Source organism: Vibrio sp. PSi01, assembly GCF_054960695.1.
In genome coordinates, this window is record NZ_JBHNYN010000003.1 from 74,880 (window position 1) to 90,879 (window position 16,000).

Annotated in this window: 11 protein-coding genes; 7 read left to right on the forward strand and 4 right to left on the reverse strand. The window is 40.8% G+C overall.

Going from position 1 to position 16,000, the window contains the following annotated elements:
• Positions 1–33 precede the first annotated feature (33 nt).
• Both ACFI6G_RS05860 and ACFI6G_RS05865 read left to right on the forward strand, forming a co-directional pair.
• The gene (locus ACFI6G_RS05860) at positions 34–1,587 is read left to right on the forward strand and encodes a methyl-accepting chemotaxis protein (protein WP_016768626.1); all 1,554 of its coding nucleotides are present in this window, start codon (positions 34–36) and stop codon (positions 1,585–1,587) included.
• A gap of 1,144 nt (positions 1,588–2,731) precedes the next feature.
• Positions 2,732–3,445 carry an oligogalacturonate-specific porin KdgM family protein gene (locus tag ACFI6G_RS05865; RefSeq protein ID WP_010438391.1) on the forward strand — a complete coding sequence of 238 codons (714 nt, stop codon included), beginning with the start codon at positions 2,732–2,734 and terminating at the stop codon, positions 3,443–3,445.
• 140 nt (positions 3,446–3,585) lie between these two features.
• On the opposite strand, the gene ACFI6G_RS05870 is transcribed toward ACFI6G_RS05865, so the two are convergent.
• The 3 genes from ACFI6G_RS05870 to ACFI6G_RS05880 form a co-directional block, all read right to left on the reverse strand.
• A complete protein-coding gene (locus tag ACFI6G_RS05870) occupies positions 3,586–4,302 on the reverse strand; it encodes a 3'-5' exonuclease (RefSeq protein WP_010438390.1) in 717 nt (238 codons plus the stop codon).
• Positions 4,302–6,164 (reverse strand): DUF294 nucleotidyltransferase-like domain-containing protein, encoded by a 1,863-nt coding sequence (locus tag ACFI6G_RS05875; RefSeq protein ID WP_010438388.1) that lies wholly within the window; start codon positions 6,162–6,164, stop codon positions 4,302–4,304. Before ACFI6G_RS05875 ends, ACFI6G_RS05870 begins: the two co-directional genes overlap by 1 nt.
• A 276-nt stretch (positions 6,165–6,440) precedes the next feature.
• Complete coding sequence (locus ACFI6G_RS05880) at positions 6,441–7,160, reverse strand: FadR/GntR family transcriptional regulator (RefSeq protein WP_010438385.1); 720 nt, start codon at positions 7,158–7,160, stop codon at positions 6,441–6,443.
• 342 nt (positions 7,161–7,502) lie between these two features.
• Here ACFI6G_RS05880 and ACFI6G_RS05885 point away from each other — a divergent pair, with 342 nt between their 5' ends.
• The 3 genes from ACFI6G_RS05885 (at position 7,503) to ACFI6G_RS05895 (ending at position 10,849) form a co-directional block, all read left to right on the forward strand.
• Positions 7,503–8,279 carry an SDR family NAD(P)-dependent oxidoreductase gene (locus ACFI6G_RS05885; RefSeq protein ID WP_016768624.1) on the forward strand — a complete coding sequence of 259 codons (777 nt, stop codon included), beginning with the start codon at positions 7,503–7,505 and terminating at the stop codon, positions 8,277–8,279.
• 244 nt (positions 8,280–8,523) lie between these two features.
• Positions 8,524–9,246: a FadR/GntR family transcriptional regulator gene (locus ACFI6G_RS05890; protein WP_010438380.1), complete on the forward strand. Its 723-nt coding sequence runs from the start codon at positions 8,524–8,526 to the stop codon at positions 9,244–9,246.
• Positions 9,247–9,481: 235 nt separating this feature from the next.
• Positions 9,482–10,849: an MATE family efflux transporter gene (locus ACFI6G_RS05895; protein ID WP_462710174.1), complete on the forward strand. Its 1,368-nt coding sequence runs from the start codon at positions 9,482–9,484 to the stop codon at positions 10,847–10,849.
• A 375-nt stretch (positions 10,850–11,224) separates the two neighbouring features.
• Here the strand turns inward: ACFI6G_RS05895 and ACFI6G_RS05900 are convergent, their stop codons facing one another.
• Positions 11,225–12,262 carry a polysaccharide lyase family 7 protein gene (locus tag ACFI6G_RS05900; RefSeq protein WP_102341081.1) on the reverse strand — a complete coding sequence of 346 codons (1,038 nt, stop codon included), beginning with the start codon at positions 12,260–12,262 and terminating at the stop codon, positions 11,225–11,227.
• 538 nt (positions 12,263–12,800) lie between these two features.
• On the opposite strand from ACFI6G_RS05900, the gene ACFI6G_RS05905 reads away from it, so the two are divergent.
• Both ACFI6G_RS05905 and ACFI6G_RS05910 read left to right on the forward strand, forming a co-directional pair.
• Positions 12,801–13,661 (forward strand): oligogalacturonate-specific porin KdgM family protein, encoded by an 861-nt coding sequence (locus ACFI6G_RS05905; RefSeq protein ID WP_016785030.1) that lies wholly within the window; start codon positions 12,801–12,803, stop codon positions 13,659–13,661.
• A 190-nt stretch (positions 13,662–13,851) separates the two neighbouring features.
• Complete coding sequence (locus ACFI6G_RS05910) at positions 13,852–15,777, forward strand: LamG domain-containing protein (RefSeq protein WP_016785029.1); 1,926 nt, start codon at positions 13,852–13,854, stop codon at positions 15,775–15,777.
• Positions 15,778–16,000: the final 223 nt, after the last annotated feature.

Below are 16,000 nucleotides of genomic sequence, written 5' to 3' on the forward strand. Positions count from 1 at the left end.
CGTTATTGAGTCATATTGCTTTGGTGCCCGTCCATGAAAATTAAAACCTCCCTATTTAGCCTTACTTGTTTGTCCATATTGTCACTGATGATTGTTGTATCATTCACTGAAATGGCAAACCTCAAACTGATTAAGTTAGAGAAAACGCTGATCAAAGTTAAGTCGCTTGAAGTCTCTATGCTGCAACTTAATCGAACAGAATTAGAATTTTTGATCAGCCACGATCAATCACTTCAGCCAGTATTCACCAAGGAATACTCAAACTTTCAGAAATTGATGGGAAGTTTTTCTGTTCTACTTGATGAATCAGACATTGTCGTTTCAGAGTTAGACAAACTGAAAATGGAAGTTAAACAATACAATAAAGATTTTTCTTTGATGATAAACGCCATTGATCGAGACCCAACACAAGTGGCGGGGCTAAAATCAGAAATGAAAACATTGTTTGAAGACATCATTTCGATATTCACGGCTGTTGAACGCCGCCTGGAAGAACAAGTAGAGTCGATTCAACAAACCATTACCACTTTCATTATTAGCTCCCTAATAACCGTAGCAGTAATGCTTCTCGCACTTTCATTTGGTATTTCATCACGTGTAGCGAAAAAAATTGCATCATTGAACTCGGTGATGCTTGTGGTCTCCCAACAACGCGACTTTACCGTAAAGGCAGAAGAGAGCGGTTCAGATGAAATTGCTGATATTGCGAAAGCTTTTAATATTGTACTGTCAGATATTCGTCAGCTTGTTGGGCAAGTACAAGGATCTATCCAACAACTAGGTAATATTTCAAATCAGCTACAACACGACGGAAGGCTCGTTGAAAGCGCCTTAAACAAACAACAGCTACAAACAGAAAACATTGCGACCGCGATAAACCAGATGGGCAGTAATATCCAAAGTGTTGCGATAAATAGTGACAACGCATCATCCAATGCACAAACCAGTTTCGCAACGGCTAATGAAGGCTTGAATGACGTCGCATTTACCAGAGACACCATCAATACTCTTTCGACTGACCTAGTAAGCGCCAGCGAAGAAGTAAATCGCCTCTCTGTTCATTCAGAAAAAATCAATACCGTATTAGAAGTCATTAAAGACATTGCAGAGCAAACTAACCTCCTCGCTCTCAATGCAGCAATCGAAGCAGCTCGTGCTGGAGAACAAGGGCGCGGTTTTGCAGTAGTGGCTGATGAAGTGAGAACCTTAGCAGGGAGAACACAGCTTTCTACTGAAGAGATCTCCAATATTATTCAAGGGGTTCAAGACCAAACCCAAACGGTGGTTAATACAATTCAAAACTGTTGTGAAAAAGGCGATAGCAGTGTCAACTCTTGTGAAAAAGCGCACTCAAGACTCACATCAGTAATCAAGGATATGGAAACGATTCTAAACAACAGTTTAGAAGTGGCCAATGCAATGCAAGAACAAAGCGATGTTACATCAGAAATCATTGACAACGTAAGTTCGATTAAACACCTTACACTCGCTAACGTAACGGTCGCTTCAAAGAATGCCGCCTCCGCAACATCGGTTGTAGAACAGACCGCATCTCTTGAACGTGCGGTCATAAACCTCAAATCTTAATCGCTCTATACATCATTCACGGTTACTGAATGAATCAGTGGGTGCCCTTCTTATCTATAGTCTGTATCTGTAGATCAAACGATCAATACAAATTTTAGGCAAAAAAAACGCTCATGTTGCCTGTATCAACATGAGCGCAAAGGTAGATCTTCACTACCATCTCCTACCTTTCTAAAGGAAAGCAGAAGTTATAATTAGAATAGTTGGGAGCAATAATCAAAATGCTCTTACAAGCACTTCAACGATTTCTTCTTTTTCATCAGTTTAGAGCGACTATATCCAATCGTTCTAACTCCGATCTCTATAGCAGGCTGTGTAACTGCCTTGCCTACTACACTTCAAACCTTTTTTGATTGAGGCTTTTTATCCCCTCACGGCAAATACATCGTACTTTTAGGTATGTTAACTTTTAGACTATCTTCGCTTTTAAACTATCTTCGCTTTTAAACAAAGCCTTAGCCTTAAAACCATCATCCCAATGCAGCTATGAACCATAAGTTCATCCATTCACGTCGGTAGTCACTTAAAACTAACCGACAGAATCACTACCTAAAACCATACAGATGCATGTGCATCTATTTAACGTTCTGACGATATGTGTTACTACATAAAGTTAGTAAATAATAATGTATTACAAATAAAAATGACAACTAAAGATTCAATTTTTTGCTGTAGCGCACATTTATTGATAGACAAAAACTCAGAAAATCAACATAACCTGAAAAATAACCATTAAAAAACAAAGGTTTAATTTAAACCCTAACTTTGTAACCCTTTGTAAATAGTGGTTTTATCATGACAACACGATCTAATTCACAGAACCTCACCATTCTAATCGCTAGCATATTTGTAGTATTTTAATTCAAAAGAAAGAGTAACCCTACACACGAAAACAAACGTCATCGCATTGAGCGTATAACTCCGCTTTACCTAAAAGCCGGCGTTGCTAGGGAAAACCCTGAATGGTGAAACTGGCAACTGAGACAGACTTTAGCAAGTTCACAATGAAAAAGAACTTAGCGGAAATATGGGCTCAGCGCGACGTAGAACGACTTTACCCAAAACTTTAATCCCAATACAACAAAGGGCTCAACGTTGGTCCTTTATTAACCATTTTTTATTTAGATACAGTGGAAACAATAAAATGATAAAAACGAATAAAGTAACGCTTGCAGTATTAGCAACTCTTTTTGCAGGCAGCGTGTCTGCGGCATCACTAGATTTTCGTGAAGAGTACAAGCACGATTCGGAAGAATGGGCTGGTCGAGTGAAAATTGGTGGTAGCACAGGTAATCATTACTACGGCGTAGAAATGAAGCACAAGGGTAACCTAAGCGAACTTCAACGTGGTGATAACGAATTTGAATACGGCTACCACTTCAAATTCGATAACAACTGGCGTGTAACAACTTCAATGCCGATTACTTTCGGTGATGAAGCGGTAACTTACAAACCGCAAGTACGTGTTCAATACAAATTTGATTCAGGTGTAACAACGAAACTTCGTTACCGCCATGAGTTCCGCAATTATGCATCAGGTAAAACTTCAACAGGCCTTGATGGTAAGCAACACGACTCATTAAATGCCGGTAAAATTACGGGTAATATCGATTACAACTGGAACGCTTGGCAGTTTGGCTTTGAAGCAAACTACAAAGAAGATTTCTTTAATGACGAATGGAAAATGGGTAACAACGGCGAGTACGAGTGGGACTACAACATGAAGATCGGCTACAAAGAAGCAGATTGGAGCTGGCGCCCATACGTAGAATTTGGCAACGTTCAATGTACAAGTGATACGGTGTGTGACTCAAGCCGTCAACTACGTAGCCGTGTAGGTATTACTTACAGCTTCTAAGCTGTTCCCTATATGAAAAGTCTAAGATGATAACTGCCTAATTTTCTAAGACCCAAACAAAAGCCAGCATAATCGCTGGCTTTTATGCTTTCAAATCAGTTCAGTCAACAATGATTCAAATAAGGAAACAAATGGCTTCCCTAGTGACTGATCCTATATAAAAATGATAGTGTCACTTCATCATTCGGGACCACTCGTTTCTGTTGAGCCAAAAATAGCTCCGCTGTTGAAACTGCATCAGCTAACGCATTGTGGCTGTTATACTCAGGAAGACCATACCTGTCACGTGTGCCTGCCAAAGTTAAATCTACCTCTTCATGATTACTGATCGCTTTCTCCATAGATTTTTCAATACACAATGTATCTAACCAAAGCAAAGGCACCGTTCTCAATCCGTAACATCGAAGTAGATATTGACTAATGAACTTCTCTTCTACAACACAAGCGTGCGCAACAATGATTTTACCTTTTGCGGCTTCAAAAAAGGTCAGCATGGCATCATGAATTGACGCGCCCTCTTCCAACATTTGCGGCGTAATGTGATTAATAACCGCGGTTTCTGCGTTGATCTGAGAGTCGTTGTTAAGATAGATGTGTTTGGCAGATGCCAAATCAATTCGCCCCTTAACCACATCAACCCACCCCATCGATAAAATCAGATCTTGTTCACTGTCTAAGCCCGTCGTTTCAAGATCTAACACAATATACTCACTATCTTTAGCCAAATCCGCCATCTCTGGACACGGCTGTTCAACAAGATCGTGTAATGCTTCAGGCAGTTTAACCGTATTTAGGTATTGCTTTCGCTTGCGCTTGACTCGCTCAAGCGGATGAAAATAATTTAACAATGCTCTCATTAGCGCGCTCCAAAACGAATCTTCGCCGCCTCTTGGAGATCAGCTATGATCCTAAAGGCATCTTTCAAGTGCTTACGTTCAAAGCTACCAAAGCTATCAGGGTTGATGTTGTTGTCTGGTACCTCCCCATTCTTCAAAGCTTCAAGTTGATGACCAAATCGGAAAGATAAAATGAACTGATACGCACCCAGAATGTTCTTGAACGCGTCATCACTGAGCATACCTTTCTCGTTCGCAGCTGCAAAACGCTCGTCGGTTGCAGACAAATCACATTCAACGGCTAGCCCGTATATACGTGCGAGATCGATAATCAGGTTAATCGCGTATTTCTTCACATTGAGCGTTTTCTTGTTCTCTCCCGACTTCTCTAACACCAAGCTGTTAAAAATGCCCAATGGTGGATTAGTGTTCACCGCATCTTTCACCAACGTGCTCAAAAATTCTCGATTATTGCGAATATTGGAGTGCAACTCATCACGAAGAATGCCCTCAAATTCACTGTTGCCGTAAATAGTGCGAATTTCAAGGAAAACACTGATATTGAGTAGACGCTCATATTCAGGGTTTGCTACCCACTTCTTGTAGTAGTGCTTCCAAACACCCAGTGGCTGACACCACTTTGGCGTCGCAGCCATGAATTTTCCTGGGCATAACGGATAGTCACAACTTGCCAATCCATTTGTTACCATCATCGCTAAATGCTTGAAATAAATACGGTCACTGTCGGTTGCATCGTCAGAAAGTACAATCGCGCTGTCTTGATCCGATAACATGTGTACTTCATTGCGAGCGTGAGAACCCGCAACAATCCAAGAAAAGTCACAAGGTGGTGGGCCTAACTTGTCAATTGCTATCTGAATTAATCGGCGGGTGTAGGCATCCATAATCATGGTCATTACCTTACCCACTGTTTCCGGTGCAACTTTACCTTCCACCAGCGCTTCAAATATAGCTTGTCGTTCCGAGGTAAATGAAGACATGGTTTTCACACTGCCCGCGTATTTGATTTTCTCAATCAAGAAAATGGCTTGAACACGGTGGTTTTGAACCAAGTGAGACGTGGTAAGAAGCCCAATGACTTTGTTCTCTTTCACAACCGGCAAGTTGCGAATATTAAACTGCATCATAATAGACGCGGCGTGTAGCACTAAATCGTCCGGTTTAACCGTAAGAGGAGAATGCGTCATCACCTCAGAAATAAGGCTATCAGTACTGACACCATGAGCGATCACTCGCTTAGTCATATCTCGGTCAGTAATTAAGCCTACAATAGACTCATCCTCATAAATTACCGCACAGGGTGAGCGTTGATGAAGCATTTCAACCGCGACCGATTGGATGGTTTGCTGGGACTTAACAATTGCCACCTGTCCGCTTGCGACTTCTTCAACCTTACGAATGAACAAGCCTTTCTCTTTGTTTGACCAAACCACATCCAGTGCCGATTTCAAACGAACTTGGGCCTGTGAAGCAAAATGCTCAGCACAACTTGGAAAAGCTTTGAAAAGTGTTTGAAGCGCCGAGTGTGGAATAACATAAAGTAAGGTGTTTTCAATTGCGACAGCTCTATAGCCTTTATCATCATTAACTTCAGAATCTAAGAACGTGAAGCCGAACAGATCTTCACTGCCTAACCGTGCACGAAGCACACCGTCCGATTTTCTTTGCTCCATAGATCCTGTTCGAATGATATAGAGCGACTTTTCTTTTCCTGACTCGCATAGATCGACGACATCCCCTTTGGCTAGATAGGTAATCTGAACATTAAAAGCGAGGTCACGAAGCGCTTCTTTAGGGATCTTATCGAAAGGGTCTATCTGACCGATGAACTGAAGAATATTTGGCAATAGAGACTGAGGCATATAATCACACTCGCATTAATTTGATTAGTATTATTATATAACTAACAATGCTGGTTACTAGCGGTTTTAGCAAAACAACGCACATAAGACTAAATATTGGACATCGGTCAAGTTTTCATCAATTTTGGATGTAAAAAAAGCACGTATTAAACGTGCTTTCAATAGATAACTGTCTGTAGTAACAGCAATTTTAGGTTGACTCCACTAGGTATCCAGAGCAACGCTCGATAGAAACGGCTAAGACCTTAGAGTTGAAACCTCACCCAAAACACTAAGCTAGCTTGCTACTGGCAATCTGTGGTTAGTATCTAATAGATGACTTGCAGAAGCTTGGCGTGCTTTATCACTGTTACCCGCCATGATTGCTTCATAAATTTGACGGTGTTCATTAATACACGTACTTCCCTCTTCTGAAGAATGAGAAATAAAGTTAACAAACATTGTCGTTAAGATATTGCCAAATGGAAGGTAAAAGTCATTACCTGTTGCATTGAAGATGAGGCTATGGAATTTCATATCAATATCTAGCCAACTGTCTTGGTTAAACTCTTCAGCACCTGATATTTCTACCATCTGTTGGAAAATGCCCGACAGTTCAATGCGTTGTTCAGCGCTCGCGAACTGAGCAGCCAATGCACATGCTTCTGGTTCAATCGCGCGACGTAAGCCCAAAAACTGATGACAGAATTGGTCTGTATCTGCCAAACCATCCATCCATTCGATCAATTGCGGGTCTAAAAAGTTCCAGAACGCACGGTCAACAACGCGAGTACCGATCTTTGGTCGAGATTCTAGTAGGCCTTTTGAAGTAAGAAGCTTAACCGCTTCTCTTAATGCAGTCCTACTAATTCCAAATTGCTCACACAGAGCCATTTCACCAGGAATGATAGAGCCTTGAGGCAAATTGCCCGACAAAATACCACGTGCGATTTCACGTGCAACTTGCACATGAAGGCTTCGCTTAGAGCCTGAAATCGAATTGAAAGAGCCAGCCATGTGTCTACTTACTTATTAGATATGTATTATTTAACTCGGACTATAGCACTGATTTATATCTGCACCAACTAAGTATAAGAATAACGTGAGGTCACGAATGATATAGGCTAGCGAAGATTTTATGAATTTTATAAGTATTTAGTTCATCAAACTAATTAAAAACATTTATTCATACAAATGGTTCTTATTTACACCATTTTTTGTATGCGCAAACTCACAAAACGACTCTTACTCTCACTATTTATGTCGTTGATGATCAGTTTTGAGATGACTATCCTTGAATACTGCAAGTGTTATTGTATGATTTATTAACGCAAATGATCTACAATATAGGCGACTGTGATGTTTAACGATTTAAAAGGCAAACGCATTCTAATTACTGGCTCTACTGCTGGTATGGGCTTAGCTACAGCACGTATTTTCGCAAAGTATGGTGCAAAAATTGGTATCAATAGTCGTGCTTCTAGCCCAAAAGTTGATGACGTTCTTGCCGAACTCAAGGAGCTTGGTGGCGATGTTGCATTTTTCCCTGCGAACTTGATGGAAACATCGGATTGCGAAAAATTAGTTAACGAGTTCACCGAACACTTCGGTGGGATGGATGTGTTGATCAATAACGCAGGCGGTCTTGGCGGTCGTGCCAACCTAGAAAATATCGATGACGAATTTTATGAACGAGTAATGAACCTAAATGTTCGTTCTGCGTTAATGACAACCAAATTCTCTATTCCTCACTTACGTGCGTCTGCCGCAGAGTCTGGCCAAACATCGTGTGTTATTAGCACGGGTTCGATTGCTGCTCGTGAAGGTGGTGGTGTGGGTGCTGGTGTATATGCCGCATCGAAAGCTTGGTTACACGATATCCATCGGAACTGGGTAAAAGAATTTGCTAAAGACAATATCCGTTTCAACATAGTTTCACCAGGCACTATCGATACCGCATTTCATGATGGCAAAAGCGATGAGCTAAAGTCGACCATTGCTAGCAATATCCCTATGGGTCGCTTTGGCAGTATTGAAGAAGTAGCACCTACTTTTGCTTTCTTTGCCTCACATGCTTGCAGCGGTTACATCACAGGGCAAATTCTGGATGTTAACGGCGGACAAATAGCGCCCTAGATCCCTAATTAAAAAGGCGAGCAAAATTAGTTTTAGCAAGGTCACAAAGTTAATAAGATCGCAGAGCGATATAAAGTCGCGAAGTTAATAAGATCACACAGTTATATAAGCGCATTACATTTGGTCAAAGACCTTAGTAGATGAGGGAAAACCTCACACAACATAGACGTATACACTGACATAAAAACGCCAGATTCGTCTGGTTTTTTTTGTTTTTTTAAAGTTTCAATTTCAGGTGGTTTAAATGTCAATATTTACATTGGTGGAAGATTCAAGCCGCCGAATTCATGTTCAAGTGGCGAGACAAATTGCTCGTAAGATCTTGTCTGGCGAGTTAGAAGAAAATCAGAAGTTACCCAGCGAAATGGAGCTGTGCGAGATCTTTGGAGTGAGCAGAACTGCCCTTAGAGAATCCACCAAGCTGCTTTCTGCAAAAGGACTCATTGAATCAAAGCCCAAAGTTGGCACTCGTATCAAACCGAGAACACAATGGCACTTCTTAGATCCGCAATTACTCTATTGGATTCAAGATTTAGAAGACACCAAACCTTTCTTGTCTCAATTTTTGGGTTTAAGAAAAGCGATAGATCCAGAAGCATGTGCATTGGCGGCAACCAACGCAACCGTCGAGCAGCGTAAAGAACTCTCTATTCTTTTCCAAAAAATGACTCTAGCGGCTAACGCCTATGACTATGAAGAGTGGACAACGCACGACCACCTATTTCACCAGACGATCTTCTTATCGACTGGCAACCAGTTTTACATCCCGTTCGCAAACATCTTGTCGACAATCTTCAAACAGTTTATCGACCATTCAGCAGAAGGTGGTCGCTTCTGTTTAGAAGAGCATAAAGCAATATACGATGCGATCATGTCAGGCAATGCCAAGCAGGCACGTGTAGCCTCTCAATTATTACTTGATGATGAAAACCAAAAATTATCTAAGGTTGAATTAGCGTTCGCATAACCGAAGTTTACTTGAGCTGATTTGTGTTTAGATTTCTAATTAGACACGAATCAACTCATATTCGACTGTCTACGGTGCCCTAGCCGTCAGTTTTACTTTTACGATTAGTTTTGCTTAAACAATCAATCTTGTTTTGGCTCTCAGTCTTGTTTAACCATCAATTACCGTAGTGTTTCATCTTTATACGTTGAACTCAGGTCATCTCAGAGAAAACTTACGGTTATATACACATAAGGTGTTGTTTGTGTCTTCGCAATCGTACGTAAGGAAAAACTTCTCTCTCGCTTGGCCCCTAGCCTTGAATGGTATTTTGATGCAGTCGATGTTGATGATCGACACGCTTCTTGTTTCTCCACTTGGAGAAATTCCACTCGCAGCAATGGGGATTGCTACAACCATTGTTGCATTCGTGCTAGGTATACAAATGGCACTGGCAAATGGTACACAACTGGTACTCAGCCGTGCTGTGGGCTCTGGTATCGCAGCTTCTCTTTCAAAAGCATTTTGGGCAGGTCTGTTCATTAACCTGGGCATAGCAACGGTATTTTGGTTTCTATTAACCTTTTTCGAACAGCCTCTAATTCAAGCCTTAACTGACGATAACGCACTCCAATTAGAAATCAGTCGCTATCTTGATATTTCTAAATATCTGGTGATTTTCACCGCATTAACACAAGTCATCATCGCTCTTTTTAATGCACTAGGAAGAACTAAAGTACCCTTTAAAGGTTACTTGATTGAACTGCCGATCAACGCCGTACTTTCTTATGTGCTTATTCACGGCTTTTCAACGTTTGAAGGCATTGGTGTTCAAGGCGCTGCACTAGGTAGCATTATTGCAATCACCATACGCTTACTCTATTTGGCTCTGTGTGTTCATTTAAGTTCAACATTATCACTCAAGCTAAGTGCTCAAAAATCTGAATTCATTACAAACGTTCGACGCCACTTTATTGAAATATTCCCGGTCGCCGCAAATGTAACCATGTTATTAATTGGTGCGACCATTTACCAATTGCTGTACTCGCAGCTCAATATAAACGCCTATGTAGCGATTACCTTAGTGATGCCTTGGATCAGAGCTGGCTCTCAGTTCATTACTGCTTGGGCTCATTCTTCAGCTATTACGATCAGCCAAGCGATCGGGTCCAAAAAAATGGATGGTCTCGCCAAAAACGTTGATACCAGTATTGATGTTGCTGTGGGTGTTTCTATTATTTGCGCGGTTCTATTTGCTGGATTGAGCGTAGTAATTGGAGACATCTACCCAGATTTAGATCCTTCAACCTATCAAGCATTAGCTGTTATTGCTCCGCTCTACATATTCTTACCGATTGCTCGTGGCTACAATACTGTTCACGGAAACGTTTTGAGAGCACTGGGCAAGACAACCGCTGTATTTAAAATTAATTTTACTGGCCAGTGGGTTATTTCAATCCCTTTGTGTGCGTTGATTATCCTCGGCTTAGATGGCTCTATCTTTTGGGCATTTGCAGTCCAGCCATTTGAAGAGATAGTCAAAGCATTTCCGTTTAGACACTTGGCACGCAAGTCTTTGAAAGAGTTTGATGCAAACAAAGCCAATGAGTTGATGTATGACTAAACGCCGTCGTACCCTCTAAGCTCTAAGCTCTAAGCTCTAAGCTCTAAGCTCTAAGCTCTAAGCAGTTTGATTAACAGCCTTGTCTTCTGACAAGGCTGTTTTGTTTTATATTGGATGGATTCTAGTTTTGAGTTAATCAACCCCCTTGGGTTAACTAACGCTCAATAGCTTAAGTGAGAGCCATTTACAAACCTCGATAATCAGACCGCATATGACATTAATCAAGAGCAACCAGCCGTCTTGATATGTTAGATGCACGAACAAACACAAGTGCCATACACAAAGGCTCGAATAAAAAAAGGCCACTTAACATTGAGCTAAGTGGCCATTAAAAATGCTTGATTGAGCTAACTTGTTACCTGCTCTATTCCGTATCTATTTGCCGTTAAGCTTAAGAGCAGAGAAAGTAACACTGTTGTAGTCACCATTCTTTTTATCGACCGCAAAATCGCCAGTGCCGGCACAACCTGGGCCCCAAACAGGGTGAGTGTCATTTACGCTACACTGGCCATATGCGCCAGCTTTGTAGTAAAAATCATCTTCAGCATAGCCCGTTGGTGAGTCAAGTTCATCGACACCTTTACTCAGGTCGATTTCATACTTAACCGTATCGTGACGCTCTGTTTCAAACGTCAGGTACATCATGGTGCCTTTTACTTCCACTTTGTAGCTAAACTCTTCACCAAGAGCAATCCCCGCTTCACCCGGCTCAGCTGGATTTTCCCATGTGTTACCCCAAACAGGGTAAGCAATATCAGCACGGTTAGGATCTTTCTTCTCTAGGTTACGTTCATAGTTCCAAAATACTGAACCCATATCTTGATCAGGAAACTTCTTATAAAAGATCTTCAGTGGTTCATTACCATGTCCATACCCTGTTCCCGCTTTAATCAGTTCATTGTGTTTCTTAGCGTGTATTTGGCCAACAACGACTGAATGAGCTGGATATCTCTCTGGGAATTTAGCGTTCACAGAGACATGATTGACTTTTAATGTCGCTTCCAGCGTTCCACCAACCGCGCTGTACTCTGAGGCAGATGGGTGGCTAGACAGTGCCCATTGGTTTCCTTTATCAGCAGTATCAATCGAAAAGTTTGCACCACGTGGCATCTGACGCAGTTCAGAACGTGCATTCTTCGAGTTCTTAGTCGTAATCGCTTGGTTCTGCACTTCAAATACAAGATTGCCATCTTTATCCAGATGGAAGAAGTCGCTATGTGAGTAGCTCATCATTGCCACCCCTTCTATTTCATCAACACGACCATCTTCATTGATATCTGAAGGTATAGTTATTTTCCAATTGTGCATATCGAATTTATCGGCAGGTACGGGGTAAGAAACACCGTTATTTGCGAAAGTAACCATTGGTACAGTCGCTAATAGCGCCACTGCTAATATGTTTTTCTTAAACATGACTCATCCTTTATTGTTAACAGATACCGAGTACACACTCAGTACAGAAACCACTTTTGAACACGAATTAGTACTAAATATTTTCTCTTCGACTTAAATAAGCCAACCGATAAATAGAATTTACATTTAGCCATTTTTTAACTTTTATTAAACATCTGGCTATGGTTTATATTTATGCCTCTCAACATGCTCCCTATGTTTAAGCCACGATGGTTAAAATCATCATTATTAACATATAGAAACACTTAATATTTGTATTATTTTAACACATGCAAAAAAGTGAGTTTCTAAGGTTTGTGAATATGAGAAGTACGTCATGATTGATTTAATGCACAAGCCCTAAATTGAGATATTCATAACATTTAGCTATATATTTGGGCCATTAGTCAGAACTTTTTGATAGATCTCACAGAAATCTGACTCAATAATAAATACCATATTTGTCATACATTAATTTAATACCATGTAAGGTATTGGTTTGTGAGCCACGGGTACATTGGATGTATCCAGAATAAAAAAATAATAGTGAGACAAAGGTATGAATTCTGTTACAAAAATTGCTGCAGCTGTTGCATGTACTCTTTTAGCGGGCACAGCTACTGGTGCATCTCTTGATTATCGTTACGAGTATCGTGCTGCGACGGATTATACAAAAACAAATGGCGACACGGCTCACGTAGACGCTCGCCATCAACACCGAGTGAAGCTAGGTGAAAGCTTTAAACTGTCAGATAAGTGGAAGCACTCAACGGGCCTTGAAGTTAAATTCCATACTGACGATTCTTACTACGACGCAGATTCTGGCGAAGTTAAATCAGCGAACAGCCAGAGTTTTTACGGTGGCAATTGGTACATCTATGGTATGGAAATCGATAACACTGCGACATACAAAATAGATAACAATTGGTATCTACAAGTGGGTATGCCTATTGCTTGGGATTGGGATGAGCCTAATTCTAACGAAGGTGACTGGAAAATGAAAAAAGTCACTTACAAACCACAATTCCGCGTTGGCTACAAAGCAGACATGGGTTTAACAACCGCTATTCGTTACCGTCATGAATATGCTGATTTCCGCAACCATACACAGTTTGGTGATAAGGATTCAGAAACTGGCGAACGTTTAGAATCAGCTCAAAAATCCAAAATAACGCTAACAGGTGCATATAAAATTGAGTCTCTACCGAAGCTTGGTCTTTCTTACGAAGCAAACTATGTAAAATCTTTGGATAACGTACTTCTTTATAATAGTGATGACTGGGAATGGGATGCTGGCTTAAAAGTAAACTACAAGTTCGGTTCTTGGAAACCTTTTGCTGAAATTTGGTCTTCTGATATCAGCTCATCTTCTAAAGATCGCGAAGCAAAATACCGTGTTGGTGTTGCTTACTCATTCTAATTAGAAATAGTCAATTTATAAAATACCCCTCTCCTCTTGTAAATTTTTGGGGCATATTTTAAGCACTTTATTTAAATAATAGGATGTTCTAATTAACGTTAGTTTCATCCTAATAAATATTTAACGACTATTCATTATCTATTTCTTATGTGATTTACATATGGATTTAATATCATAAAGAGAATATTTTATGCAGATTTCTAAAGTCGCTACAGCTGTTGCTCTTTCGACAGGTTTATTATTTGGTTGTAACAGTGACGGTTTACCTATTCCGACGGATTCAGGTGCTGGCAGCCAAGAGTCAGTACTAACAACAGGTTACTGGCAAATCAGTGATGGTAACTCTTCTTCAATTTCCGCGTCATCAAACGCTGATCTACCAAATGTTTATGTTTTCCAAGAAGATGGCAATCATAAATACTATGACGATGATGATGACTTAGGTACTTACACGATTAAAGATGCAAGTGCTTCTACTAATAATTATGATGAAGAAGCCGGTACGGTCTCTTTCACATATTATGAAACAGGCACATCAACGATCGAAATTCTAGATGGTGTTTTTTCTTTCGATGACGCTGGTGCTCTGAATATTTCAGATAACACCACTGGCATAGACTACTCTGGTTCAGACCAAACTGCGACTGACGCCGTACAAGAAGCTATCAGTGAAGCCAATGAAGCAAATGGTATCAATGGCTACGTTCAAATCTTGGACACCAACAATGGCGGTGTAAAGAATGATGTGGGTGAACTACGTTTGAAATTGTCTGACAGCAGCACAGGGGCAACAGTAGACAGTATCGCATCAGGAAAGGTAACCGTTGACTTAATCTACCAAGTAGATGAAGACACCGAGCAAGAAGCGAATGGTTCAGGTAACAACGCTTATATTAGTCTCTACGCTTCTGGTACTTCTAACACTAATTTACACGGCGAAGTTATTTTTAATGCTGGAGAAATTTTCTACCGTTCCACGGTTACCGATAGTAGCGGTAAACCTCAAATTCCTGATGAGCCTGTAGGCACTTACACTTTAGGTGAAGATCTCGCGGTTGAAATCAGTTGGGCGAGCGGTTACTACACATTCAAAGTCAATGACACTGTATACGACAATAGCGGCAACGGTTTTGAGGCTTTCGACAAAGCTGCCGTTACTATCGTGTCATTGAAGCTTGGTGATACTTCTAACACAACACACTACGAGTTAAACGCTGACAACTTTAAAGTTTATTCGAATGACACAGCTTCTGATGAGCTAGTGTTTGAAGATAACTTTAACAATTACCCGAACGGCCAAGCGCTATCAGGTAATCCGTACAACAACAATACTGCGGAAGCGACAGTTGTTGTTGATGGTGGCAATACTGAGCCTGAGCCACCAGTAGATGGTGACTTCCCGGTTGCTTTAAATGAGTACACTTTTGACAACGCTGACTACACAACTGACAGCGGTAGTGCCGACAATGATTTGACAAGTAAATCAGGCTCTCCTTTGATCACTACGACCTCTGGCGCTGCAGGTACTGGAGCTATGCATATTGACCAAGATTCAGCTACAGGTGGAGGCTATGGTTACATTTACTACAATGCAACTTCGACAACTACTACTGGAGCTCAAGCCATTGAGGATTCATTCTCTGTAGAGACGGTTATTAAAGCAGATCGTTTTGGGTATGATTCCGACGTTTCACTTGTTGATTTTGCAGAAACTAGTGACTACTTGGGGTTTAAACTCTACCTCGAGTCATCAGACAACTCCATCAAGTTTAAGGTTTACGGCGGTCTTGATGCAGATGACAAGGGCTTGAGTACAGAAGCGAAGTCTAGTGAAGGAGACGTTTATCTTGTTGAAGATAATTGGTATCACATCTTAGCGACTTACAACCACTTAGATTCGACTGCTAACTTATATATAGATGGTACTCTTGCTCACTCGAAAAGTGTCGATTTTTCTGTTATTGAAAATACAACAGATGACAAATTTATTCTTTTAGGTGGCTCTTCTAGTAGTGATAAAAACTTCGATGGGTCGGTGGACAATATCGCAGTTTGGAATACAGTTCTGACTGATGTACAAATTCAAGAACGTGTAGCTCAATTTACTGCTGAGTAATAACTCTTTGATTGCGCCAATAGCCTCTAGTTCTGCTAGAGGCTTTTTTGTAATCGGTATTCCAATATATACCTCAAACCTACTCATCTAAATCTCTAAAAGCTCCTAACTTCAAAAGTAGTAACCTCCTAACCTCCCCGTCCTGTTATTTGGGCTTTTAATAGCCAACTCAATTTCAGTTTACCGATACAAACCCCGTTGTTTATTCAATGACTTCCAGAAC

Excerpts from the sequence above, each read along its gene's own strand:
- ACFI6G_RS05890 (WP_010438380.1), top strand. The coding sequence starts at position 8,524 with ATGTCAATATTTACATTGGTGGAAGATTCAAGCCGCCGAATTCATGTT.
- ACFI6G_RS05870 (WP_010438390.1), bottom strand. The coding sequence starts at position 4,302 with ATGAGAGCATTGTTAAATTATTTTCATCCGCTTGAGCGAGTCAAGCGC.
- ACFI6G_RS05885 (WP_016768624.1), top strand. The coding sequence starts at position 7,503 with ATGTTTAACGATTTAAAAGGCAAACGCATTCTAATTACTGGCTCTACT.
- ACFI6G_RS05910 (WP_016785029.1), top strand. The coding sequence starts at position 13,852 with ATGCAGATTTCTAAAGTCGCTACAGCTGTTGCTCTTTCGACAGGTTTA.
- ACFI6G_RS05905 (WP_016785030.1), top strand. The coding sequence starts at position 12,801 with ATGAATTCTGTTACAAAAATTGCTGCAGCTGTTGCATGTACTCTTTTA.
- ACFI6G_RS05865 (WP_010438391.1), top strand. The coding sequence starts at position 2,732 with ATGATAAAAACGAATAAAGTAACGCTTGCAGTATTAGCAACTCTTTTT.
- ACFI6G_RS05880 (WP_010438385.1), bottom strand. The coding sequence starts at position 7,160 with ATGGCTGGCTCTTTCAATTCGATTTCAGGCTCTAAGCGAAGCCTTCAT.
- ACFI6G_RS05900 (WP_102341081.1), bottom strand. The coding sequence starts at position 12,262 with ATGTTTAAGAAAAACATATTAGCAGTGGCGCTATTAGCGACTGTACCA.
- ACFI6G_RS05860 (WP_016768626.1), top strand. The coding sequence starts at position 34 with ATGAAAATTAAAACCTCCCTATTTAGCCTTACTTGTTTGTCCATATTG.
- ACFI6G_RS05875 (WP_010438388.1), bottom strand. The coding sequence starts at position 6,164 with ATGCCTCAGTCTCTATTGCCAAATATTCTTCAGTTCATCGGTCAGATA.